Source organism: Desulfobacter curvatus DSM 3379 (assembly GCF_000373985.1).
Classification (GTDB): Bacteria; Desulfobacterota; Desulfobacteria; order Desulfobacterales; family Desulfobacteraceae; genus Desulfobacter; species Desulfobacter curvatus.
On the sequence record NZ_KB893074.1, the window covers coordinates 12,803 to 37,591 of the forward strand.

Sequence of the window (24,789 nt, forward strand, 5' to 3'; positions counted from 1 at the left end):
GACGAAAAGAAGAAAAAGTCGTGTCTTAATCACCTTCATAAGCGGTGCAGATTCAAACCCAAGGCGACATCGGAAGCAACAACACAAGTGTCTTAATCACCTTCATAAGCGGTGCAGATTCAAACCCTTGGTGCATCAAAAAACGTTGTTATTTTAATGTGTTGCAATAATAAAAATTGGATAAAAATTTTCATAGGGCAAATAACTTTTTTATGAAATTTTTGGCATAAATTATGCTTTCGCACTTTTTCTTTGACAACCATCTAATATAATTAAATATACTTACCTCACACCATTGAACATTTTGAATACAAATTTGTAATTTAGAGCTGTTTTTTACAATCCCTGAAAAAATAACTTTCTGTTAACTTTTCAGGGGGTTGGCTGTATTTCCAGGGATAGTTGTAAATTGCGTATTTATAATTGTCTGACAGTCCTTTTGTTTGTCGCAGCTTATTTGCAATTTGTCAAAGATCTGACCATAGCGTAATTTATTTCAGGTTTTCCTTTGTCGGTCAAGGCATATTCCCACGCCTTCCGGTTCCGGATTTTTCATCAAAGGCAAGGGTTTGATCCCAGGCATGGGTCCCGAAGCGTCCCAGGCCGTAAACCGTCTTCCGGCCCATACCGGTAAAGAAAGCGGCTGCCAGCAGAGGCAGGAACGGCATCAGATCCCCCTTGAAAATCATGCTGCCTGTAAGGCCGCCCAAATGGATCTGCTTTTGCCTGTGATGGGAATACCACTCAAACTTCTCAGGCCCAAGATCCGATAGCAGGCGAATTTCCCCGGCTTTAGCCCAGAATTGTTTTGAAAAATGGCCCATATCGTTATCTGATGCACAATAAATACGTTTCAGATCCCTGAGCCGGGCAATGACGGACTGAATCAACACCGGGAATCCGGGCTTCCCGGCCAGACGGCTCAGCTGCACAGGCGTTCTAAAGTAAAATTCAGCGTTGTTTTCCACCGGGGGAAGCACCTCTATCCAGTCTTCCAGGGAATGCCCAGGTCCGGATGCCGGAAAGGCCCCATATTCCGATGTTTCCACCCGCCAGACACCGTTTGTTTGCTTGGGCACCACCGCATGCCAGGCACCAGGTTCCAAGGCAACCTCTTTTTTTCCGGTAGGCAGAAAGACAGCGGCATGATACAGGGATTCCAGCATAGGCCGGTAAAAAGAGATCAGTTGCTCTCCGAACAGGGTGAGTTCAAGCACAAAAGTGCGGTCCGGTCCCGTTGCCGGCAGGATATCCAGGGTAAAGGGCCGGGGCGGACTCTGATGGACCCGGCCCGCCCCTTTGCACTTCGTCCCCACAGCCCTAAGGGTGGGCGCAAACAATTTAACGTACAGGCAAAAGGCCTCACGGTCGCAGCCTGCACAGGAACGGGATGCAAAATTCCCGTAGGGGCAGAACCGGCCTTTGAGAAGATAGCCCAGGCGGCTCCTGAAGGCCGGGGGCAGTTCCGTGGCGGAAAGCTCGGTTTGGGCGGTGAGCTGGATACGGAACTTGGCCAATCGTATCTGCAATAAAGGCATGATACTGTCTGTATTTTTCACTTCGCTTCACGCCCCATGACTTGGGATGATTTTCATAATGCTCATAAGAATGACTGCGACGCGATTTGTTGTGTTGGCCACGTCACAATAAATATATTCGTTAAAAATATCCCAGTGTTCTTCCTTTTTTATTTCACCGGAATTCGCAAACACAATAATTGGAATATTGGCACCCTTGGCCTCATCAAACAAGTCTTTATATTTATTGTATCCGTCATCATAACCAATAATATAGACAGCTTTCTTTTTTAATGTTTGCAACTCTTTGAGGTTATCTGAGATATCTCTGATATTTTTATCCAAATGGAATATCTTTAATTTGCTCAGGGTGTTTTTTTCTACGCTTAGTTTTTTGGCTTCGGAAGTTTTTAAGAAATAGATTTTTCTTTTTAGGTTTCTTCCGAATCGAATCTGGATTTTTATATATTTTCGGAACCAGCAAAAAGCAATCAACGAACCAGGTAAAAAAACGTATAATATCCAATGCGAAAGCGCAAGCTGGGATAGAAATTGCCAAATTATCTGTAAATTCATTTAATTTTCTCCGTTTATGAATCGTTACCGGAAAATTTTTTTAACCTGGGGTAACATTTTGTTTTTTGCCGATTAAATTCTCTTTCTTCCCGCATAGTTTCATTAAAGTGAATATCATACCCGTACAACAGATCTGCTGACGGATCACCCGGATTGAATTCAGGCAATACACTTCCAGACACAGGTGTTGCAGTCTCGTTTTCATGTTCATTGCGGCCTTCACAGGATATGATGCTTTTATCCGCCTCTATTTTTAAGCCATTGGTGCTGTATATGGGGGACAAGCCGGTAAAAGAACCTTGATCGTGGTCCTGTTTCGGTTTCGCCATTTTGGAAAACCAATTGTGGCCGCCGCGTGATAGATTACGCCTGTTGGTAATAGCCGCTCGCGGGTACCGTAGTTTAGCTACCGGTTCCTGGCTTGCGATCCAATAATCCAGTCGCTTTTTATCGACTAATTTGCTGAATTCGGGGGCATCATATTCAAGATTCTCTCCAAACTCGTTAACAACCTTACTGCCCGTCACGCGGCACAAACCAAGACCCAGCGGCTTTCCGCCGCCCAGACGCCATGGCACCGAACAGGCTGCCATCAGCAAAGATAGTTCGTCTTTGGTTAAACTTCGGAAAGAAATTTCCAGATAGCCCTTTGCGCCGGGGGCAAGCAGCTCCGAAGAAAAAACGTTTTCCCGGTCACCCGCCGGAAAAATGGCCTTGCCGCCTGGTTTATAAATAGGCTGAACATCATAGTTCCATGGGCCGGCTTTACCGTCTTCTTTTGTGGTCCGGTAAACTTTGTAACCTTTCAGAGAATCTGCGGATGAAACGGATTTTGGATCCGGGTTGTCCCGGTAAAAGGCCAGGCATCCGGGATGGGGCGACGCCAGTGCGGCAATTGGTCGACAAGGCAAAATTTTTGCATCCCGGTCGAATACGAGATTGTCAAAACGCAATTTGGACGCAACCGAAAGCCCGTCTCTGGATCTTGGGCTCGGACTTCCAAGGCCGAACATATTGGTTACCGGGTGGATCTCTTTTTCCTTGGACAGCCAGTCCGGTTTTACATGTTCTTTTATTAACTTCAGCACAGAATTTCCCTTTTTCCCCCACCGTGCCCATTGGAGTGATATAATCTGGGATGGATCCGTTATTTTTCTGCAACCTCGCTTCACCTCAAGCCAGACCAAATCGTTCTTTTTAAATGTTTTCTGGGAACCGTGCATATTTCTGGATGCATATTCGGCCCACAATTTCGATGGAATCGTCATTTTCTGCCCATTAGACCAGAACAATCCCTCTTTTTTATTGAATCCTTGAACCGGACGGCCGGATATTTTTAACTGCCAATAATCCTCAGGTCGGCTGTCACCGTACCTGATCTCTTTTACTTGATCTCCATGCAACAACACCCAAATCGGTCCGCTTTTCTCGCGCAATCCCTTAATTAGTTTCTCAACGGTTCCAACTTGCCTGTTACAGCTATTGCTGAGACGCTTCATTTGGCCGGTCAGCCTCTTGACCAGCCCTGTATTATTCGCTTCCCTTGCTGTTTTTCTCTCTTTTTTAAGTTGTTCATAGTTCTTCATCGCGTTTTCAAGCCGGTCAAGGTCTGCTTTGTTTCTATCCTGTTTATCCATGAAGCGTGCCAGTATTAGCGTTGAGATAAACCCGGATTCCCCAAGTTGAATGCTACCGTCCCGGAATACATCCCCTGGATCCGCAATGCGGGATAGAAAAGGCGCCTCCCCGTTTTCTCCCTGTATTTGGATATCCCTTCCCTGGCATAGGTGCGTATTTTCATCCAGGGTGTGTAAAGGGCCGCCGCTTAGAAGAGTCGTCAGATTTCGGAGAAACCCCTTGATCGTTGTTGCCGGGACCACTACATTTTTGTCGATGGTCAACATTTGATATGATTTATGATTGCTTTTGTTCGCCGTTCCGTTGTCATGGCTCATGAGCGGGGAGTCTGTTTGAATCTCTAAACGGATAATGCCGGTGTGGTATCCATGGTTTGCGCTGTCATCTGCGGACAATGGTGTATGCTCTGTTTTTTCAGTAACAGGATTATCCATAAACGGAATAAATGTATAGGGGTTATGGAACGGTTCCCCCAGTACGCCCGGAAATGACTGCTGCATGAGGGTTGTATCTTTAGGCTGTTGGCGGGTATACTGATTATTTGCCGCGTTTGTTCTCGTCATACCACTCGATTTTTTGGGTACGAGGCTGGGAGCTGTTTCGGGCTTTCCCGGAATAGTAACCTTTATTATTTGTCCTTTTTCACGGGTAACGGTTACTTCCAGGCCGTCTTCGGCATCCTCTTCCCGAAAATATTTTGCCTGGTCAAAAACCGGAAAATTTTGGGAACCTTTTTTGGTTTTCAGCTTAACCTGCCAGAACTTTTTTCCTTTTATCAAATTTGCTTTTTCAATCATTGCCGCCCCCTATTGTCATCCTGGTAATCACCTCTGCATGGATACCGCTGACATCTGGCGGTTTTACCAGCCTGAGCCGTCCTGACGCTTTGGAAGATCCGATCCGGATCAATCCCATATCAATCGCCATAATGGTCCGGCCAATCCATTCTGCTTCTTTTTCATCTGGAGCCTCTATGTGCCAGTCCGTTTTAAACAGATCTTTATATTCACTTGTAAGAACCGCAGTTTTAAACAACATATGATTGACGGCACCGCCGCTGATGGGATCAATTGCCACATGGGTTCTTTCCTGCACACCGGCATACTGTTTTACATCTTTTTTCGGAATCTCTCCAGCCAGTGCAAAGGCCCCGGTACAGTGCACCCGGCCCGCCCTATGCAGGCTGCCGAACAGCTTGGCAATCGGGCAGTTGTTATGAGCGTCGGCATTGTCCGGGTCAAAGCACCATCCAATCATGTCACCGTTTGTTTCCACAAGCGGATCGTACCGTTCAGTGGCATCTGTCACATGATAACCGTCCCGGGCAGCCAGTCGTGTCACCCATTGCCGTAATAGACCGTGAAATGTAGACCCGGGAATCGTCCAATACGGTTTACCGTCGTATCCGATGGATACGGCAGGCTCTGCTTGCCGGGTTTCACCAGCCCCCTGACCGATAATAATATCCTGGCCCTCAGGGATGTTAAAGGCCAGTGAGATGCGCAATCCGGTTTGCGGTATGTCCGATCTTGGAATCTCAAGGCTCCCATTCATTTTCACGTTGCCGTCACGGGCGTCAAGCCAGGCGGCATACTCATCGATATCATTCAGCTTGTAGGCGTAAAAGGCCGGCACATCCGTTTGTCTCAGCTTGGCCATGCCCAGTCCCCGGTTTCCATTTCCCCCGAAGACCATTCCCTGTTCAAGAAATGCCCGGACAACACGGGCAAACCATGGCGTTTCTTCACAGAACTCAGATGTTAGCCACAATACCAGATCTGCCCGTGTTCCGGGCGGGCACATTTCTACCGCAAACAAGCCTTTATCAACAACGCGTCCCTTGTGCCGGTCACGCAGGTGGCACATTCTGAATTCAGTTTTCCCTTTACCTTGCTGAAGGATAGCGTCTTCAACGATCAGACAGCCGGCTGTGATGTCATCTTCTCTGCCGGATGGAGAGTATCCGAAAATCTTGTCTAAATCGGCACGATCAAAGAAATCGTCAGGCAGAGTCATAAAGGCGTGTCTTAACCTACCGGCAATAGTGGAGCCACGCAACACCGGCTCGTTTTTCCCGTTTCTCTCCAATAGAATTTGATTTCCCACACAAAAGCCGCCTGCGCAGAGACCTGAGGTAAACTCTATGGGCAATACCATGCGATACATTGTATTCATCGTTGCTCATCCCCCTTGCTTCCTGCGAAATCGGCCAGCATTTTGATGCCGGCCATAGCCGCCGGGATATCCTTGCGGGTTGATTCCAGCAAATCTTTAAGCGGGCCTTTTACATCCCTCCAGGCTGCTGCAATATGTGCGTCGCGCTCGTCCTGCTCGTTGAGATATTTGATTGCACTTTCAGTCCCGCCGATCTCCACTCTGGTTTTCAAAGCATAAAGCTGGCTGACACTAGGCAAGAATTTTTTTCTGAGGGGAATGATTTTTCTCACCGCATTAATAATAGAATCACGTGATTTCTTTTTTTGAGGTTCTGCTTTTTCCCGGTTCAATAAAGCCCCGGCCTTACCCGGATGCAGCGCAAGAGCGCCGAAGCCTTTAGCACGTCCCTGACCCAGCCCTGTCAGCAGCGCTTTTTCAAAGTTGCTCCTATCAAGAGGGCCTTTAAGCCTGAAGACAGACCCTGGCATCACCACATTTTCCGCACCGGCATATCCGTTGCGGTGCCGATTCCATCCGAAGCAAATACCCGTTGAAATCCATACCAGCGGCTTGTTATCTCCCGTTTCCACCGGGGGCAGCCCGTGGGCCTTGCACCATGTATTGATCATGCCGACAAAGGTGTCCGTAATCTTGCCGGAAGTCTCCCGTGGCAGTAAAATCGGCGACTGTGTAATGAAAACCGGCGCCATGCCAGGATGTCCACTCATATAGGCTTGAAAATCCGTTTCTTCAATTGCTAACCGGCCACCCCCCATGGTCCCGCGGTGCTTCCCAAATGCCGCAGGCCATTCTCCGGAAACATATTCGGCCATCTCAGCCGGTATGGAAACAATTCCCCGCCAGACCATAGGCGCCATAGACGTCATCTGGTATAACCCGCGCCCTTCAACCTGCACCTTGCCATCCAGGCTGTCCGTTGAACTGTTAAGGGCGCCATGGGCCTGGATCATCCTGGGCATATCGCTTGATTTCCACAATTTGGTCTCCCGGCCTTTTTGAAGTAAAACGCCATCAAGGGTCTTCAGGGGATTATCCGCCGGAATAATGCCGATATCGTGAGGACCAACTGCATGGTCTTGTACATATTCCGGCTTAAAATTTTCAACAGAGGCATGTTTTGCAATCCTGTGGGTCTGGCTCACCCGGAAGGAATAAGGCAATGCGCCGTTGAAGCCGTTAACAGCACACGGCAGTAGCGGCCAGGCCCTGAATTCATTCGAGTCAAAACAAGCGTCGGCAAGCGCCCTGTTTTTATTATTTACTCTGTGAAGAAGGACACCCATAACTGCGCTTGCAGGAATGGAAAAACCGCTTTGAATGGCGTTGGACCGGGTCGGATTTTCAGGGCAGCATACCGGCTGATCCGCCCTGAATACGATATCGAGCCAGCACCCTTTTCCGCTTAATTGAACAGGGTTGGATTCTTTTGATATTCGTTCTGCTGCTTTGGGTTCGGAAAATTTCTTTAGAAACGCTTTCAGCAGCTCTCCGGGGCTGCGTGTTTCCCCCGCTATCTCAGTCCGGCACCTTCCGCTGCCTCGATTACGGTTCCCGCCGACTGCGGATATGGAACGTAAGGCCAGACGGACAGCCAGGTCTTCGAGTGAGCCTTCTGCTGCATCAACGGTTAGACTTCCATTTTCAAGCACCCTTCCCGCAGCAAGAGACTCTGTTGTTCGAAGCGTCTTGTCCAATGCCGTTCTGGTTACAGAATCAATGGCGGTCCTGGTTATCATGAATGTATCATCTTTGTCTTCATCCGTCAGTACCGGACCGGTGATACGTACTTTCCCCTGGCATTCCAGCGATTCTCCGCCTTTTCCCAATATGGAATCACAACTGAAATTTTCCAGGGGAAGGTTGTTTTCAATTTGCTTAAGTTCCTCCCGCATAAGGCCCTTGATATGTGATGCCGGAATCGTAGGCCGTCCGAGATGGTCTCTGGGAATATAATTGTGGGTGCTGACACTACCCAGGCCCGTACCCGGTTCCGCATCCGACAGCAAGTGAATTTTATACGACAGATGCGTCATCTCACACCCCCTTCACGTTTTCCCTGCGCCATCCGGTGTTCCTCGTCAATGAGCGAAATGGCATCAAGGATGTCGGTGGACAGATGTTCTCCGGTGGCGGTCTTTTCCAGCCGCCAGCCCGGCCCCATGCTTTTAGGGTAATCATACTGCTGAAGATCAGCGACCAGCTTTATTGTTTCTTTTTCTCCACATTCAAGCCCTGCAAGTTCGCAGGACCTCAGTGCCCAAGGTTTCATAAGAATTGATTTCAAAGAAGCTCTTATATGCCCGGGAATTTTTTTGTAGTTTTTGCGCCGCGTGTCTACCAGGTCATGAATATTACTTATCTGGTAGGGCTTTCTGGTAAGCCCGATTTTCATGTCCAGGTCTTCATCGAGGAAAAACAGTTCACGGTTTCGTCTTGCTGCCGGGGTATCGATGAGTGTCTCTGTGATGTGTTCCCAGTCAACTGCTGCCGGCACCGGTTCTCCGGGTTCTTCTTGCAGATCACCCACATGACGCTTCCGCATAACCTTCTTTGCGTTTGCAAGCAAGCTCTCTGCGTAGGGAATGGACGTATGCAACGGATATGTCACACCCGTATAGGCAATACCGGCGCTTATAGTCAGTTTGCCATTGGAGGCGGGCCACAAATCGAATCCCTTTTCATCCTTAATTCGCTCGGCAGCTTTTTCGCTTTCTTTGGTAAATGCTTCAGACATGACACGCACAAATTTTAATGCATAGGAGCAGTGAGCCAATAGCAGGATATCATCTCCGCCAAGAATTAAAGGCCGAAACGGGAGAACCACCCGAGCTTCATTCTCTGTATGGTAGGTGCATTTTTTTAAATCTGCGTCTGCTGCCCAATCCAGCACGACTGTTTTCAGTGCTTTTTCAAAAGCGTTGAGCGTACATTCCTTCGCCAATTCCCGGCTCATGCATGCGATACGTTCACGGGCATTTTCGTTATCATCCTCCTGTTCTACAGCGCAGCGAAACTGCGTTCCCATATCGTTTCCGTCCATGGCAACAACCGCCCAGCGTCTACGCAAACCAAGCGCATGATCTGCGGCCTGTCCTCGATCAACAACATCCTTAATTCCCTCGTCATCCTCGCCGCTGACATGGGTCAAAAACTCGGGTTTATGCCCGTTCAACATGGCGGATATTTCTGTGTAAATTTCTAAGTCGGGAGCCAGAAACGTTTCTGTGAAATAATCAGTTTTCAGTTTTTTTATTCGCAGATAAACCTTTGGATGAATCCCTTTTTTAGGGCCTTCCCCCTTGCCTTTGGCAACCGGCCACAAGCCTGATACCTCACAAGGATATCCGTCGAGATCATTGGTGTCTGGTAAATACGGGTGGAGTTCGTCAGAGGAGGCCATTGCACCCATGAATGTATCTGTAACACCCAGCCGTATATCCAATCCGTTGGAACAGGCTTTCTCTTTCAAATATTTTAAAAAGGCGCTGCATGTGCATTCCTCTACACAAAAAATCCCCTTTCCGCCTCCGGTAAAAATCGTATCAACCCCATCAGGAATCTTTTTCCATTCCCGATCAAAAGCCGCGATCACCAAGCTGCCACCAATGATATACTTTAGTTGTGGTATGCTGAAAATATACTGCTGGATGCCTCTGATGTCATAGCAAATGTATTTCTTCATAAAATTTTTTCCCGATGTGCCATAAGAGTAAAAGAGAATGTATAAAAAAAATATGTGCCCATTTGGCCTCCTGATCCTATACGCTTGTGGTTGAATACGTTGTCATGAAATATTGTGGCCGCAGAATGTTGGTTTTCTTAATCGGGAGCATCACATGCTCATCAGAGAGGGGAGGGGCTTTTAGCGATATTGAGATGCGTGTCAGAGATGTCCCGAAATTGGATTGACTTGGATTTGCCATGGGTTGACAGTCTCCTTAGCGGTTAGGCTGATGGTGTACAGAAAAATCAACCAAACTAACGGCTGTTTTTTAATTATGACCGAACAAAATAAGCAACAGCCTGATGAATTGGCATCTTTGTATGAAAGAAAATCGTATTTGTCAATCGGTTACTCCCTGTCAAATTGAACATGAAATATTTCCCGGCAAGTCCACTATTGTTCCTTAATCAAATGTGTTTTATATAAGGAAATATTTCATCCTCACAAAATAGAATATAACCTTTAATCAGAATCAATCGAAAGGATATTATATTAATGGAAGATAAAAAACAGCCAAACGGAGACCTGCTTCTTCGAACCCAGACAATGCCGGCAGACACCAACCCCAACGGAGATATTTTTGGGGGATGGGTCCTGTCCCAGATGGATATTGCAGGAAGTATCCTGGCCAAGGAGGTCACGTGTGGACGTGTCGTAACCATTGCCGTGGAAGGTATGAAATTTATCGAACCCATTCAGGTGGGAGATATTTTTTGTTGCTATGGTTACGTGGAAAAAATAGGCAACACCTCAATTACAGTGAAACTTGAAGTGTGGGTGAAACCCATACTACTGAACACCTGTGGTGCGGAGCGTTTTAAAGTTACGGAAGCACGATTCGTGTATGTTGCTATCGATGATGAACATAAAAAAAGGCTGATTCCCAAAAAATAAACTCATAGTTTCATCCTTGACCTTTTAAAAATCAAAATTAACTTAGCAAAAGACTAAATAAGTCTTGACTAACTAAAATCTCCGTCCAAAAAACAGGCGGCAAGGAGATATTATGAACTTCGAGCAGATTACTAAAGACAGACGCTCCATCAACTTTTTTGACCCCGAAAAACAGATCCCCCAAGAAGTGATCAAAAAAATGGTGGAACTGGCCGGCAATACACCTTCCAGCTTTAATCTCCAGCCCTGGAACCTGATGATTCTCCAGGACAAGGCGCAAAAGGAAAAACTCAAAGCCCTGGCCTGGGACCAGCCCAAAATCGTTGAAGCCCCGGTAACCATGATTGTGCTGGCTGATAAAGAAGGATGGAAACAGGGTCACCCCGGATTTGAACGGACCTGGCAGGAGATGGTCAAATCCGGCATGCCCGAGACCCAACGGGATTGGTTCCTGGACGCCACAAACTCTCTATACAACTGGAGTCCGGATGCCAACCTGGCTTTTGCCGCTAAAAACGCAGGGTTCTTTGCCATGAGCCTGATGTATGCAGCTGTAAGTTTAGGCCTTGATTCCCATCCCATGGACGGATTTGACCATGAGGGCGTCAAAAAAGCGTTTAATATCCCTGACAGATACTGGATTCCTGTACTGCTTGCTGTGGGATACAAAAAACCGGGGCTTGTAATTGACCCACCTAAATGGCGTAAGACCTATGAAGAGATCATCGTTGAATTTTAACCCGTAAGGGTTCAAGGGTCAGACTTTGAATCAAAAACAACCATTCAAAGCCCGAACCCGGCTCCCGGCAAACATAGAAGGGGCCTGCTATTAAAGGGCAGGCCCCTTTTGCAATTAGGAAATCAATAGATAGAGTATCGTCAGACAAACAATGAAGTTTGATTTTCATAGATTGAAAGCGTAATATTGGGGTCAATGGTTTCCGGTGTTGTCTTAAATAGTGCCCGGCCGAAAACCTGGAAATTATGGATTTTCATTTCTTAAAAAAACTAACATGGTTTAAAAATGTCGTTGCTGCACCATAAAGAACCCACCCGGAAAGGAAAAGTTCTGTCCCCGGGCCGCATCTCCATGCTCAGCTATGCCGTGCTGATACTGCTTGGCGCGATGTTGCTTTTTTTGCCCGCATCCACTGAAAAAGGACATCTGGGCTTTATTGACGCGCTTTTCACATCTGCTTCCGCCGTGTGCGTCACAGGACTGATCGTGGTGGACACAGCGTCTACGTTCACTTTTTTCGGAAAAGCAGTCATCATGGCGCTGATCCAGGCGGGCGGCATCGGCATCATGGTTTTGTCCACCATGTTCCTGCTCACCCTCGGCAAGCGGGTGGGCATGACCGGCCGGCAGATGCTCTCGGATACCTATAGTTACGGCCAGGGAAAAAATGTATATTCACTGGTCAAAGAGATACTGATCTTTACATTTGTCATTGAAATAATCGGGGCGGCATTGATGCTGCCGGATTTTCTTTCCAGATTTCCTGTGGATACAGCCATCTGCTATGCGTTATTCCATTCGGTCAGTGCGTTCTGCAACGCAGGTTTTTCTCTGTTTCCGGACAGTTTCACCCAATATAGCGGCAGCTGGCTGATTAATCTTGATATCTGCTTTCTAATTATCACCGGCGGGATCGGATTCATTGTCATGGCCGAAATTCGGCAAAAATTTTCATTTTCAAAGCGCTGCTGGTCAAAACTCAGCCTGCATACACGGCTTACACTGACGGCCACCTTGATCCTGCTGGCCGGCAGCACGCTGCTGTTTTTTGTTCTGGAATGGTCCAACACCCTTAAGGATCTGCCCCTGCACACCAAATTTCTGGCTTCTTTTTTCCAGGCCGTAAATACCCGTACAGCCGGATTCAATACCCTTGATATCGGCAGTCTGGCCAATGAAACGCTTTTTATCAGCATTCTTCTCATGTTTGTGGGCACAGCTCCCGGCTCCTGCGGGGGTGGAGTCAAGGTAACCACAATGTCCAGTTTAGCCATTCTGGGATATTCCAAATTCCGGGGACAAGAACATCCCCATATTTTTTACCGCAGGGTCTCTGATGTCAGTATATCAAAGGCGGTAAGCCTGATTATTATCAGCATGCTGGTGATTGTCATCGGCGTAGTGCTGCTCCAGCAAACGGAAATCGGCGATGTCTCCCATAATCTGACCCGGGGTTCCTTTCTTGAAATTTTTTATGAAGTGGTCAGTGCCTTTGGTACCGTGGGGCTGTCCACCGGTATTACGCCCGGATTTTCAAAACTTGGCAAACTGATTATTATATGTATCATGTTCATTGGGCGCTTGGGTCCCATGGGTATTGCCATGGCCGTGAGCAGAAAAGACAAACCAAGTAAATTTTCCTATGCCCAGGAAAATATAATGATCGGTTAGGGGGAATTATATGAAACAGTTTCTGGTTATCGGTCTGGGAAATTTCGGATTTCACCTGGCCACCCATTTATACCGCAAGGGCCATGATGTCATGGCCGTAGATAAAAGCCCTGTTCTTGTACAATCCATTAAAGACCATGTCACCCAGGCGGTGGTTGCGGATGCCACGGATGCAGCCACTCTCAAAGAACTCGGCGTCAAAAATGTGGACACAGCCGTGGTCGGCATTGGCTCCGTACTCGGGGATTCCATCCTTGCGGTGCTCAACCTCCAGGAAAATGGCATCCCGCATATTGTGGCCAAAGCCATCAGTGATCCCCACAAAAAAGTTTTGGAAAAGCTGGGCGTTGAAAATATTATTTTTCCGGAAAAAGACACGGCCCTGTCCATGGCAAGAAAACTGGACAACCCCAGCCTCATAGATTATCTGCCGTTTATGGAAGGGTACGGCATTATTGAACTTGCCGTGCCTGGAAAATTTGTGGGTAAAAGTCTTAAGCAAATTAATTTGACCAATAAATACGGTGTTCAGGTCGTTGCCATAAAAGGCCCGGACGCTGAGCATACAAGGCTTTCTCCCAAGGCCGATCACATTCTGAACCAGGAAGATCTCCTGATTTTGCTCGGACCGGAGAAAGGTTTGGATTCCCTTAAGACCGTTAGTAAAAAGTAGCAGCTCCAAAAGTATTTGCACCTCTTAGTAAAAGGAGATTTTATGGATCAAGACAAATTTGGTAGTAAAGATCATCTGAAATTGTCAAGTGCACCGGCACAGTTCTATAGACTTGAGAACTTGGAAAAACAAGGGATAGGACACATCTCAAGCCTGCCGTTTTCAATTAAGATATTGTTGGAGCAGACCCTGCGCAACCTGGACCACTTCCAAGTCAATGAAGATGATATCGTGGCATTGGCAAATTGGCAGCCGAAACAAAAATCCGACAAAGAGATCCCTTTTAAGCCGGCCCGGGTCATCCTGCAGGACTTGACAGGCGTTCCCGCTTTGGTTGATTTGGCCGCCCTGCGGACATCCATGAGCCAATTAGGGGGGAATCCTGCTGTTATCAATCCCAAAATACCCGTGGATCTGATTATTGATCACTCCATTCAAGTGGACTCATTTGGCATGCAGAACTCCCTGCAGATCAATATGGAGAAGGAATTTGAACGGAACCGGGAAAGATATGAATTTTTAAAATGGGGACAAAAAAACTTTAAAAACATGAGGATATTTCCTCCCGGCGTGGGCATTGTTCATCAGGTAAACCTGGAGTCTTTGGCCAATGTCGTGCAACTGAGGGATAATATCTGTTTTTCCGATACCGTAGTCGGCACCGATTCCCACACGCCGATGGTGAACAGCTTGGGCGTGTTGGGCTGGGGCGTGGGCGGTATTGAAGCTGAATCCGTCATGTTGGGGCAACCCATTTATATGCAGATCCCCCAGGTTGTGGGATTCAAGCTGACCGGCAAAATGAACACCGGCACCACAGCCACGGATTTGGTTTTCAGGATTGTTCAAATCTTGAGAGAAGTGGGGGTGGTGGAGAAATTTGTAGAATTCTATGGTGACGGACTTTCAGGACTCAGTCTTGCAGATAGAGCCACGATATCCAACATGGCGCCTGAATATGGTGCAACCATGGGGTTCTTCCCCACAGATGCGGAGACGTTGCACTATTTAAAAACCACCGGCAGAAGCCCTGAAATCGTTGAAAGGGTCGAGCATTACTGCAAAGCCCAAGGTCTCTTCAGAACCGACGGCATGTCCGCCCCTGAATTTTCAGATGAAATTGAGCTGGACCTGTCAACCATCGAACCGTCTCTGGCAGGCCCCAAACGGCCCCAGGACCGAATTGCATTATCGGATATGAAGCCTGCCTGGGCAAAAACCTTAACGGCACCCGTCAGCCAAAGGGGATATGAGTTAAAAGAAGACGAGCTGTCCGCCCAGGCGGAGATCACCCCTTCTGATTCAAAAGAGCTTTTTACCCTGGCACACGGGTCTGTCGTGCTGGCTGCCATTACCTCCTGTACCAATACCAGCAATCCATCTGTTATGATTGCTGCCGGGTTACTGGCCAAAAAAGCGGTTGAAAAGGGGCTGAAAACCAAACCATGGGTTAAAACATCCCTGGCACCGGGATCAAGGGTTGTCACGGATTACCTGCAGCAATCAAAGCTTGACGGATTTTTGGAACAACTTGGATTTTTTACGGTGGGATACGGCTGTACAAGCTGTATTGGAAATTCGGGCCCCCTCTCGGAACCGATCAGCAACGCGATAACAGGCAAAGACCTGGTGGTGGCCTCCGTCCTCTCCGGGAACCGTAATTTTGAAGGCCGAGTCAACCCGCTCACAAAAGCCAATTATCTGGCAAGTCCTCCCCTTGTTGTGGCTTATGCCATAGCAGGGACCCTCAATACCAATCTTCTGGAAGACCCCTTGGGAACAGATCAGGATGGGAACCCGGTCTACCTGAAAGATATCTGGCCGGATCCAAGCGAAATCGCAGCGATTACCTCACTGATCACCCCTGACATGTATCTGAAACGGTATAGTAATTTTGAAACGCTCTCTCCGCTTTGGAACGAAATTCCGACCAAGGGCGATGAGGTTTATGCATGGGATGAATCCTCAACCTATATCAGAAATCCGCCCTTTTTCCTGAATATGAGCAAAGAGCTGAAACCTGACAGTGATATTGTTGACGCCAAGGTGCTGGTTAAGGTCGGGGACTCGGTCACCACCGACCATATTTCACCTGCCGGAGCCATCGCACAGAACAGCCCTGCTGCCCGGTATCTGCTTGACCATAAAATCCAGCAGGCGGATTTCAATTCATATGGTTCCAGACGGGGAAATGACGAGGTGATGGTCCGGGGAACCTTTGCCAACATCCGGTTAAGGAACCAGCTCGCACCCGGGACAGAAGGCGGTATTACCACCTATCTTCCCACCGGGGAACAGATGTCGATTTTTGACGCTTCCCAGAAATATAAAGATTCCGGAACGCCTTTGATTGTTTTGGCCGGCAAGGAATACGGCACGGGATCTTCACGGGACTGGGCTGCCAAGGGAACTTATCTTTTAGGCGTCAAAGCGGTTATTGCCACCAGTTATGAAAGAATTCACCGATCCAACCTGCTGGGCATGGGTGTTTTACCTTTACAGTTTAAAGACAGTAACTCTCCGGAGTCTTTGAAGCTGACCGGCAAAGAATCCTATTCCATTCTGGGGCTGAGTGAAGGAATCAAACCCGGCATGGAATTGACACTGAAAGCGGATGACAAAGAAATCCCTGTCTTGCTTAGATTGGATACTCCTGTGGAAATTGAGTACTATCGAAATGGGGGGATTCTGCATACCGTGTTAAGAAACTTCATTAAAGACGTCGGCTGATTTTATACGTCAAAGGCGTCCGATGAAAAACCGGTGAGATTTAGATCAGGTGCAGAGCCATGGCCATGGAGCCCAGAAGAGAGTGAGACAGCGCAACACCCCAGATATTTGGTTTTTTAATGAATATGACTCCCCAGACCAATCCGCTGATCAGCGCAATAACGAGCAGGGGCGGATGGTTGTAAATGATATGAAGCAAACAGAAGGAAAAGGTGGATATAAATAGAAAAAAACGGTTTCCCGAGCCCGTGATCCGCTTGATTTCCGAAAATAAAATGCCCCTGAAGAGTAGCTCCTGGGCGGGTCCCAGGATGAAAAAATAAATCATATATATATGGGGAAGAAAACTATGGGGTTTTGGCCTCAAAAAACCGGCTTTGTGCATTAAGACAAGCCCGATGCCGCCGGCAACACAGAAACACAAATTCCAGACCAGGGAACTTTTCAGATTATCGGTTCGAAACCCCAGTTCTGCAAGGCTGTACTGCCGGTAGAAACAAAAACAGGCAAAAGCGGCCAATGCGCAGAAGCAGGTGAGAAACCGGTACTCAAAGGGAATAATTTTCAGCCAGATCAGAACAACCGGGGCATAACACAGGGAGAGCAGCAAAACAAGAGACCGGTAAGACTCACGAAATTGAGTTGCAACCTGTCCATGAATATTGATTTCTTGTTCTGTCCCCACAACGGAGAAAGAATCCAATGTCGCCTGTTTTGGGTTCATTGATTTGCCTTAAGTCCTGTGTATCCTCTGGATAATAAACTGAAAAACACCTGAGCATACTAACACAACCTTAACAAAAATAAAAATGAATCTTATTGACACCTTGGTGCCCTTTATACTACAGGTGCATCTAATCCATGCCCAGAAGGGCATACAAAACAAAAAAACAGCCATGGGCTGATCTGGTCTATCGACACCCAGACTCAACCCACAACAAAAATTGAAAGGTCTGTGTCGGTTACACAGACTTTCTTATAACAGCCATGGGCTGACCTGACATATCAGCACCGAGGTGTAGCCCACAACAAAGTAAGAAAGTAATTCAACAACTTATTGGAACTTTCTTATAAAAAACTTTAACGGCCACGAAGGCTTTGCTGAAACATGTGTTTTGCAGATTCTTTGTGGCCGTATTTTTTTTTTGAATATTATTTCATGAATGGCGATAACACAAAAGGATGGTGGAAATCCCTGGTTGGCCCGGGGGGACTGGCCCTTGCACTGGCCGCCACAGGGCTGTACTGCATCCAGACCGGCACCTGCCAGGTGCCGTTTTCCATGATCGTCAAAACCATTTCATCCCACCTGGTCCACTGGCCTGACCCGGCCACCATCTCGGCCCTAAACCACACCATTATCTGGGAGATCCGGCTTCCCCGCACCCTTCTGGCCATGGCCGTGGGCGTGTGCTTGTCTGTTTCCGGCGTGGTGTTCCAAGGCTGCTTCAGAAACCCGCTGGTGGAACCCTATGTGCTGGGCGCCTCTTCGGGTGCGGCCTTTGGCGCAGCCCTGGGCATTGTTTTTCCGGCATTCTTCCTTTCGGTTCAGATCATGGCCTTTGTGTTTTCGGCCCTGGCCGTAGCCATAGCGTATACCATGGCCAGAACCGGACCGGACACCCCAATAATTACCCTGGTACTTTCAGGAATCATCACAGGCTCCGTATTTGCCTCCCTGGTCGGTCTGCTGAAGTACCTGGCCCAGGATACGGCCCTCCGGGAAATTGTGTTCTGGCTCATGGGCGGATTCTACTATGCCGGATGGCAGGAGGTCAGGATACTGTTTGCGGTGGCAGCCGTGGGGCTTGTCATCATCCAAATCTATGGCTGGCAACTCAATGTCCTGTCCATGGGAGAGGAAGAGGCCAAAAGCCTTGGTATCAACCCGGGCCGGACCCAGTTCATTCTCATCAGCCTTGCCACGCTCATGACGGCGGCTGCAGTCTCAGCCACGGGGATCATTGCCTGGGTGGGCCTGATGCTTCCCCATGCGGCCCGGCTGATGACAGGCCCTGACCATCGCCGGGTGGTACCGGTATCCGCCATTCTTGGCGCCATTTATCTTATTATCTGTGACACCCTGGCGCGGACATTGACAACGGCTGAAATCCCCATCGGCATCATCACTTCCCTGGTGGGAGCCCCTTATCTGTTTTACCTGGTTAGAACCCGGGGCGGACAGGTATTTGGAAGATAATATGCTCAAGGTAACCAATCTTACATATTCATACGGCAGACGACGTGTACTCAAAGATATCAGTTTCCAAGTCTCAAAAGGGGAACTATGTGCGCTGTTCGGTCCCAATGGTACGGGCAAAACCACTCTGTTCAAGTGCTGCCTGAAATTTCTGGTCCCGGACACCGGATCGGTCAGAATCAACGGCAAAGATATCCGCAGGCTCAAACCCAAACAGATGGCCCGATTAGTGGCCTACGTACCCCAGGCCCACCATTGTGCATTTCCATTTACGGTGAGCCAGATGGTCCTCATGGGCCGGACCCCGCATTTGAACCGCTTTTTTACCCCAGGGGCCGAAGACCGCAAGCTGGCAGACCATGCCATGGAGACCCTGGGCATCAGCCGGCTTTCAGACATCGCCTTTAACCGGCTTTCCGGGGGACAGCAGCAAATGGTGCTCATTGCCAGAGCCATTGCCCAGCAGACCGGGTTGATATTTCTGGATGAACCGGCCGCAGCCCTGGATTTTAAAAACCAGATCCGTCTGTGGCAGACACTTCAGACCATTGCCGAACAGGGAACAGCCATTCTGGCCTGTACCCATGACCCCAACCATGTTTCCTGGTTCTGCCGTTCCACGGTGGTATTGGACAGGTCAGGGCTTCTTGCCAAGGGTCCCCCCGGCCAGGTAATGACCCAGGACATGATGGACCACATTTATGGAGACACTTGCCGGGTCAAAGAGTTAAACGGACTTAAAATCATGGTTCCCGGAACAGTGGACACGCAAACAACCAATGTTGTCGCATTCCCCGGGAACCGGAAAGGAATACATCATAAATGAAATTTTCAATTAAAAAACGTTCAACAAATATCGCGGGTATTATTCCTTATTTTACGATGATGCTGTTCGTGGTGTCGCTATCATTGGCCAACCCGTCATGGGCGGCTAAAAACAATACGTTCACCATCATTGATTTTGAAGGCCGGCAGGTTGAGATCCCAACACGGATCAACCGGGTGGTCACCATCAGTGACGGCATGATTGCCGGTGTCATGACCTGCCTGGGACAAGCAGAAAAAATCGTGGGAATCGGATCGCCCTGCCTGCCCAAAACCTGGGAATACGATATACCTTCCGGCACCGGTGCCGCACATGAATACAGGGAAGGCATGAACCCGGTGTTTTTTCTCAACCCGTTTTTAGCGGATCTGCCCCTGGTCAGCCATTTCGGTTCAGGCATCAATTTTGAGGCCATTGCCAAACTGACCCCGGACCTGATCATTGTACGCACAGGGTCCTGCTCCCTGTGCGCTTCAAAGGACATCCTTGCCAAAAACATCCGGCTTCTGGCATCCCTGGGCGCCCCCTTAGTTGTGCTCCACGGCCCCAACACCTTTGCCCGGCCGGACATCGCCAGTTTAAGCCGGGAAATCGAACTGATAGGAGAGGTTTTCCAAAAACGAAAACGGGCAAAGGAGGTGGCGGACTTTCTTCTGGCATCGGTGAACGAGATCAAAGCCCGGACAGCAGATATCCCGCCAGACAAACAAAAACGGGTGCTGATGCTTGGGCTTTCCCCCACGGCCCGGGAAAACGGCGGTGCCGGACACGTTAAGGGGGAAAAGACCATCCAGACCTATCTTCTCAACGAATTTTCCCATGCCCGAAACGCGTTTTCCGGCACAGGCGCCTGGAACATTCTCAATGCCGAACAGCTCATTGCTCTGGACCCGGATCTCATTGTCCTGGTCACGGCCTGGGGATACCATCCCCCCGAAGAACTGTATGACGCCCCATACTACAAAAACCTGCGTCACATGCGGGCCGTGGAAAACAGAGCGGTGACCGCGCTTCCCTGGACCCCCTGTAATTGCGAAAAACGGCTGGAATACCCCATTGACGTCATGGTCATGGCCAGGGCCGCATATCCGGAACGTTTCACGGACATTGATTTTTGCGACTGGCTCCACCAATTTTACATGACTGTTTACGGGGTGAACCGGGATACGGCCGCCCAGCTTGTATCCTGCCAGTGGATGGACTGGGCCTGTAAAGGAACAACCAAATGAACTCATTAAATGAACAGCGAAAAGAATTTTTTAACCAGCGGGCTGCCGGCTGGCTGGACAATCACTACAAAAATCCGGACACGGACCGGCATGACCTGTATGCAGACCGGATTCGGTCCATTGTCTCCTTTCTTGCCCTTGGCCCGGACAGCCGGGTCCTGGATACAGGTTGCGGCTCCGGGGTCTTGGTGCCCTATCTTCTTGAACACCTCTCTGTTGCAGGCCGGTTGATAGAAATGGACTTTTCCGACCAGATGATTCAGGCAAACCGGAAACATCACCCAGACGAACGAATCAGTTTCATCTGTTGTGATGCCGCACAAATGGAATTTGAGGCTCAAAGCCTGGATGCAGTGATTTGCTTTGCCGCCTTTCCCCATTTCAGTGATCCCGAACAGGTGATTAAACGGATGTCAAAAAGTCTAAGATCCGGAGGACGACTGGTGATTGGCCACCTGATGTCGTCGGCCCAACTGGCTGAGCACCATCATTCCCATACACCGGTCAGCAAAGACCGGCTGCCGGAAAAAGAGACCATGTTTCAATGGATCACGGGCAGCGGCCTTGACATTGAGACCTTTAAAGACCAACCCGGCCTTTACCTTCTGACAGCAGTGAAACCCTAAACCGAGATTTCAAAAAGGAGAGAGAATCATGTCCCATCGTTATCCCAGGTGTTTTCTGATTTGTACCTTGTTATTTTTTCTGGCCGTGCCGTCCCTGTCCATGGCCGGCGAAACCGATGATGGCGTCACAGTTCTGAAAGACATAACCATCACCGACCGCCCCATTATCCAGGGAAACCAGACCGACATTTACGGCAGCACAAAAACGGTGATCACCCAGGAGCAAATCAATGACCTCAATGCCCAGGATCTTGAAACCGCCCTTAAAATGACACCTGGTGTAAGCATGTCCAGGTACAATCCCATCGGCTCATTCGGCGGAGGTGACGGCGGCGGGGTATTCATCCGGGGCATGGGTTCGAGCCGCCCGGGAGCGGAAATCAAAACCGTGGTAGACGGGGTGCCCATGTTCATGAGTGTATGGAACCATCCCCTGCTGGACCTGATGTCCATTGACTCTTCCCAGGCCATTGAGGTGTATAAAAGCCCCCAGCCACAGTATTTCGGCAATGCTGTGGGATTGATCAACATTGTGCCCAAACGGATCACCAAACCGGGGTTCTACACCTTTGCCGAAGCGGCGGTGGGCAGCGATGACACCCACATTGCCAAGACCGAGCACGGGGGCAACATCAATGGCTGGGACTATTATCTTGGCGGAGGCCTGCGGGAATCCAACGGCCACCGGGACCATGCCGAGGGAGAACTGAAAAATATCTATGGCCGTATTGGGCGGCAATTGTCCGATCACTGGGATCTAACGATTTTTGCCATGGCCAATGACAACTGGGCCAATGATCCGGGGGTTGAGGGGGCTGATCCTTCCGAGCGTGAGGGCCGCTATGAAACCCGGGTCTGGATGGGGACCGCCACCCTGTCCCATGAATACGAAAACGCCAAAGGTGAAATCAAACTGTACCGCAGTGCCGGAGAAGGCGACTGGCTGGATCAACCCACGGACACCCCCGGTGTCACCGAAGACCTGTTCAATGATTTTCTTTTCTACGGGGCCAGGGTAAAAGAGACCCTGGCATTGGGCAACGGCATGTCGCTTCTGGTCGGTGCGGACTGGGATTATACCAAAGGGGATTATACCCGGGAATACAGTGACGGCAGTTCAGATGTCTGGGACGGGGAAAACTTTGACATCCTGTCTCCCTATGCGGCTTTGAGCCGGCAGATTGAGGTGGGCAACGGTATCGCCATCACCCCGTCCCTTGGTGCCAGATTCTATTCCCACAGCCAGTACTCGAATGAATGGGCTCCCCATGCCGGTTTAACCGCATCCTTTGGGCGGTTTGAAGCTCACATGGGGTATTCCCGCGGTGTGGTTTACCCCGGGCTTGAGGTGGCAGCCATGAGCCAGGATGTCCTGCCCGCACTTGGAGATTCCTGGAAGGACTTGGAACCGGAAACCGTAGACCATTACGAAATCGGCTTCTCCGTCTCCCCCACCCGCCAGACCCTTCTGGATCTGATCCTATTTTATGAGGACGGCAAAGACCGGTATGTGATTGTTCCCCTTTCCAACGGTGTTAAGCCCCACTACGACAATGTGGAAGAATTCACCATCAAAGGCCTTGAAGCCACAGCCACCTGGCAACCGGCTTCGAATTTTTCCATGTTTGCCGGCGTTACGCTTCTTGACCCGAACCCCAGTGACTTGCCCTATGCACCGGAGGTTTCCATCAGCACCGGTTTAACCCTGCGATTTCTCGAACGGTTCAAGCTTAACCTGAATGCCTCCTACGTGTCATCCATGCATGTCAGCTCCCAGGTTAGAAGAAAAGATGATGAAAACAACACCACAGTGGATGACTTTTTCCTTGTGGACGCAAAAATCACCTATGATTTGGATCTGAAAGGTGCCGACTATAAAATCAAACTGTTTCTGGCCGGTGAAAACCTGACTGACCAAAATTACGAGTACCAGTCGGGCTATCCCATGCCGGGCATCAATGGTATGGCGGGTATCCAGTTCGAGATGTAATTCAGACAAACTTAGGGATATTACACACCAGACACACTATTTTTAGAATAGTGTGTCTGGTTTTAATTTTATTTTAGAGGATAGCTATGGTTTTGATTGTGATTTCGGCCAATCTCCGGCAATTCATTCATTTTTTTTATTTTTTGTCAGCCTGCTGACAGACAGATTGATTTTCCAATTATATCTTTTGATAAATGCCAATAAACGCAATGTGTCGGAGAATTCCGGAGGAAAGCCATGAACAAAGAAGTACAGTCCCCAGAACAATTGCATGATATCATGGAGAAATCTTTAGTTTCACCCGCAACGCCCTTGTCTCAAAATTCCTGGGTCACATTGGTCGAATCCCTGGATCTATTTTTTAAATCGTTACAATTTGGAAGGGTCCGCGGGTTGGTCGACATCATCGACACCCCAGACCATAGGCTCAGAGATAATTCTAAGTACCTCCAATTAATCAGAGAATTGATTCAGCATGACATCATGATAACAATATCCGGGTGCCAGACAATAGAAACACCGCCGGCCGGGGCGGTAGATCAGGATCTCTTTCAATTTGCCGGGGACGGTCTATCCGAATTCTGTGATTTCATCGGCGTACGGCCTGTTCTGTATATCGGCCGGACAAACGAACCGGAAATTGTTGATTTTTACAATGAGATAGCCCAACGCGCAGATGTGAAACTTCCGGACTTGCCTGTTGCTACGGTTGCACCGGGCCGGTATCAAGAACAGATAGAAAATTTCGGAAACATTTTTACTTTGGAGAAGGATCCTGGAATTAGCGCTGATCTGATTAATGCGCAGATACACGAAAAACGGCTGGCTCTGAAGTGGTGTGATCGATGCGGCGGCTGTTTTTCACCCTTTTCATAAAACAGCCATGAGCTGATCTGGTCTATCGCCCCCTGGCATTAAACAGATCGGGTGCCGATTAAGATTTCCAGGGCGCCAAGATCTGAAATATAAAACTTGCCTCGTCCCAGTTTTTTGACTACTCCCTGCCGGGAAAGTTGATTTAAGAACGTGGATACCGTCTGCCGTGTGGAACCTACCAGAAAGGCAATCTGTTCAACGGAAAGATCAATTTTAACGATGATGCCCCCCTCTGCAGCGGGAATACCGTGTTTTTTTGCCTCGTTTACTAACAGTCCGACCAGGCGACTGTGGACATCTTTGAAGATCAGGTCCTCAATAATAGTAAATGAATTCTTCAACATGCTGCCCAGTATGCCAACCATGGCTTTTGCCACTTCCGGGTCATCCAGCATTTTCTGTCCGAATGTTTCAGTATCCGTGGTCAAGACGTCGATTTTATCCAGGGACTGTACAAAAGCACGCGTGTGTGTAGAGTAGATATCGCCTTTGGAAAGAATGCCGATATTAAATTCTTTATCTTCGTATCCCAGATAGACTCTGGCCCGGCCATTAGCTACGACAAAAATCTGGTTTTCACCGCTTTCGGGCCGGCAAATAAAAGCCCCTTTGGGATAGCTGCGCTTTTTCAAAGCAGCATACAATTGGGCAAATTCCGGCCGCTGAAGATGGGCCAGAAGATTTTCTTCCAATAATTTCATC

The 24,789-nt window shown here is 48.7% G+C and carries 19 protein-coding genes; 11 read left to right on the top strand and 8 right to left on the bottom strand.

Features of this window, described 5'->3' with window-relative positions; translation table 11 throughout:
* Nucleotides 1-515 precede the first annotated feature (515 nt).
* Genes cas6 through B147_RS0117275 form a run of 6 tightly spaced genes read right to left on the bottom strand, consistent with a single transcriptional unit; the run spans nt 516 to nt 9,591 of the window.
* A complete protein-coding gene (gene cas6, locus B147_RS0117250) occupies nt 516-1,559 on the bottom strand; it encodes a CRISPR system precrRNA processing endoribonuclease RAMP protein Cas6 (RefSeq protein ID WP_020588452.1) in 1,044 nt (347 codons plus the stop codon).
* A 6-nt stretch (nt 1,560-1,565) separates the two neighbouring features.
* Complete coding sequence (locus B147_RS0117255) at nt 1,566-2,093, bottom strand: hypothetical protein (RefSeq protein WP_020588453.1); 528 nt, start codon at nt 2,091-2,093, stop codon at nt 1,566-1,568.
* Nucleotides 2,094-2,107: 14 nt separating this feature from the next.
* The gene (locus B147_RS0117260; protein WP_020588454.1) at nt 2,108-4,528 is read right to left on the bottom strand and encodes an RAMP superfamily CRISPR-associated protein; all 2,421 of its coding nucleotides are present in this window, start codon (nt 4,526-4,528) and stop codon (nt 2,108-2,110) included.
* Nucleotides 4,521-5,906, bottom strand: coding sequence for an RAMP superfamily CRISPR-associated protein (locus B147_RS0117265; protein ID WP_020588455.1), 1,386 nt, complete (start codon nt 5,904-5,906; stop codon nt 4,521-4,523). Before B147_RS0117265 ends, B147_RS0117260 begins: the two co-directional genes overlap by 8 nt.
* A complete protein-coding gene (locus B147_RS0117270; RefSeq protein ID WP_020588456.1) occupies nt 5,903-7,942 on the bottom strand; it encodes an RAMP superfamily CRISPR-associated protein in 2,040 nt (679 codons plus the stop codon). Before B147_RS0117270 ends, B147_RS0117265 begins: the two co-directional genes overlap by 4 nt.
* On the bottom strand, nt 7,939-9,591 hold the full coding sequence (locus B147_RS0117275) for a Cas10/Cmr2 second palm domain-containing protein (protein WP_020588457.1): 1,653 nt from the start codon (nt 9,589-9,591) through the stop codon (nt 7,939-7,941). The genes B147_RS0117270 and B147_RS0117275 overlap by 4 nt, the downstream gene beginning before the upstream one ends.
* Before the next feature lie 537 nt (nt 9,592-10,128).
* Between B147_RS0117275 and yciA the strand changes: the two genes are divergently transcribed.
* The 5 genes from yciA to acnA all read left to right on the top strand — a co-directional run bounded on the left by yciA (nt 10,129) and on the right by acnA (nt 16,340).
* Nucleotides 10,129-10,527 (top strand): acyl-CoA thioester hydrolase YciA, encoded by a 399-nt coding sequence (gene yciA, locus B147_RS0117280; protein WP_020588458.1) that lies wholly within the window; start codon nt 10,129-10,131, stop codon nt 10,525-10,527.
* Nucleotides 10,528-10,639: 112 nt separating this feature from the next.
* On the top strand, nt 10,640-11,266 hold the full coding sequence (locus B147_RS0117285; protein WP_020588459.1) for a nitroreductase family protein: 627 nt from the start codon (nt 10,640-10,642) through the stop codon (nt 11,264-11,266).
* 285 nt (nt 11,267-11,551) lie between these two features.
* Entirely contained in the window at nt 11,552-12,937 is a 1,386-nt protein-coding gene (locus B147_RS0117290; protein ID WP_020588460.1) for a TrkH family potassium uptake protein, read from the top strand.
* A 10-nt stretch (nt 12,938-12,947) separates the two neighbouring features.
* The gene (locus tag B147_RS0117295) at nt 12,948-13,610 is read left to right on the top strand and encodes a potassium channel family protein (RefSeq protein WP_020588461.1); all 663 of its coding nucleotides are present in this window, start codon (nt 12,948-12,950) and stop codon (nt 13,608-13,610) included.
* A 42-nt stretch (nt 13,611-13,652) separates the two neighbouring features.
* Nucleotides 13,653-16,340: an aconitate hydratase AcnA gene (acnA, locus tag B147_RS0117300; RefSeq protein ID WP_020588462.1), complete on the top strand. Its 2,688-nt coding sequence runs from the start codon at nt 13,653-13,655 to the stop codon at nt 16,338-16,340.
* Nucleotides 16,341-16,380: 40 nt separating this feature from the next.
* Here the strand turns inward: acnA and B147_RS0117305 are convergent, their stop codons facing one another.
* Nucleotides 16,381-17,064 carry a CPBP family intramembrane glutamic endopeptidase gene (locus B147_RS0117305; protein ID WP_020588463.1) on the bottom strand — a complete coding sequence of 228 codons (684 nt, stop codon included), beginning with the start codon at nt 17,062-17,064 and terminating at the stop codon, nt 16,381-16,383.
* 435 nt (nt 17,065-17,499) lie between these two features.
* On the opposite strand from B147_RS0117305, the gene B147_RS0117310 reads away from it, so the two are divergent.
* The 6 genes from B147_RS0117310 to B147_RS0117340 all read left to right on the top strand — a co-directional run bounded on the left by B147_RS0117310 (nt 17,500) and on the right by B147_RS0117340 (nt 24,087).
* Nucleotides 17,500-18,540, top strand: a complete 1,041-nt coding sequence (locus B147_RS0117310) for a FecCD family ABC transporter permease (RefSeq protein ID WP_157237932.1) — start codon at nt 17,500-17,502, stop codon at nt 18,538-18,540.
* Between the two features lies 1 nt (nt 18,541).
* Nucleotides 18,542-19,366: an ABC transporter ATP-binding protein gene (locus B147_RS0117315; RefSeq protein WP_020588465.1), complete on the top strand. Its 825-nt coding sequence runs from the start codon at nt 18,542-18,544 to the stop codon at nt 19,364-19,366.
* On the top strand, nt 19,363-20,595 hold the full coding sequence (locus tag B147_RS0117320) for an ABC transporter substrate-binding protein (RefSeq protein ID WP_020588466.1): 1,233 nt from the start codon (nt 19,363-19,365) through the stop codon (nt 20,593-20,595). The genes B147_RS0117315 and B147_RS0117320 overlap by 4 nt, the downstream gene beginning before the upstream one ends.
* Nucleotides 20,592-21,221 carry a class I SAM-dependent methyltransferase gene (locus B147_RS0117325; protein ID WP_020588467.1) on the top strand — a complete coding sequence of 210 codons (630 nt, stop codon included), beginning with the start codon at nt 20,592-20,594 and terminating at the stop codon, nt 21,219-21,221. The genes B147_RS0117320 and B147_RS0117325 overlap by 4 nt, the downstream gene beginning before the upstream one ends.
* A gap of 28 nt (nt 21,222-21,249) precedes the next feature.
* Nucleotides 21,250-23,211, top strand: a complete 1,962-nt coding sequence (locus B147_RS28735; RefSeq protein ID WP_020588468.1) for a TonB-dependent receptor — start codon at nt 21,250-21,252, stop codon at nt 23,209-23,211.
* A 237-nt stretch (nt 23,212-23,448) separates the two neighbouring features.
* Nucleotides 23,449-24,087 carry an anaerobic carbon-monoxide dehydrogenase catalytic subunit gene (locus B147_RS0117340; protein ID WP_020588470.1) on the top strand — a complete coding sequence of 213 codons (639 nt, stop codon included), beginning with the start codon at nt 23,449-23,451 and terminating at the stop codon, nt 24,085-24,087.
* A gap of 38 nt (nt 24,088-24,125) precedes the next feature.
* Here the strand turns inward: B147_RS0117340 and B147_RS0117345 are convergent, their stop codons facing one another.
* Nucleotides 24,126-24,779 (bottom strand): Crp/Fnr family transcriptional regulator, encoded by a 654-nt coding sequence (locus B147_RS0117345; RefSeq protein ID WP_157237933.1) that lies wholly within the window; start codon nt 24,777-24,779, stop codon nt 24,126-24,128.
* Nucleotides 24,780-24,789 lie beyond the last annotated feature (10 nt).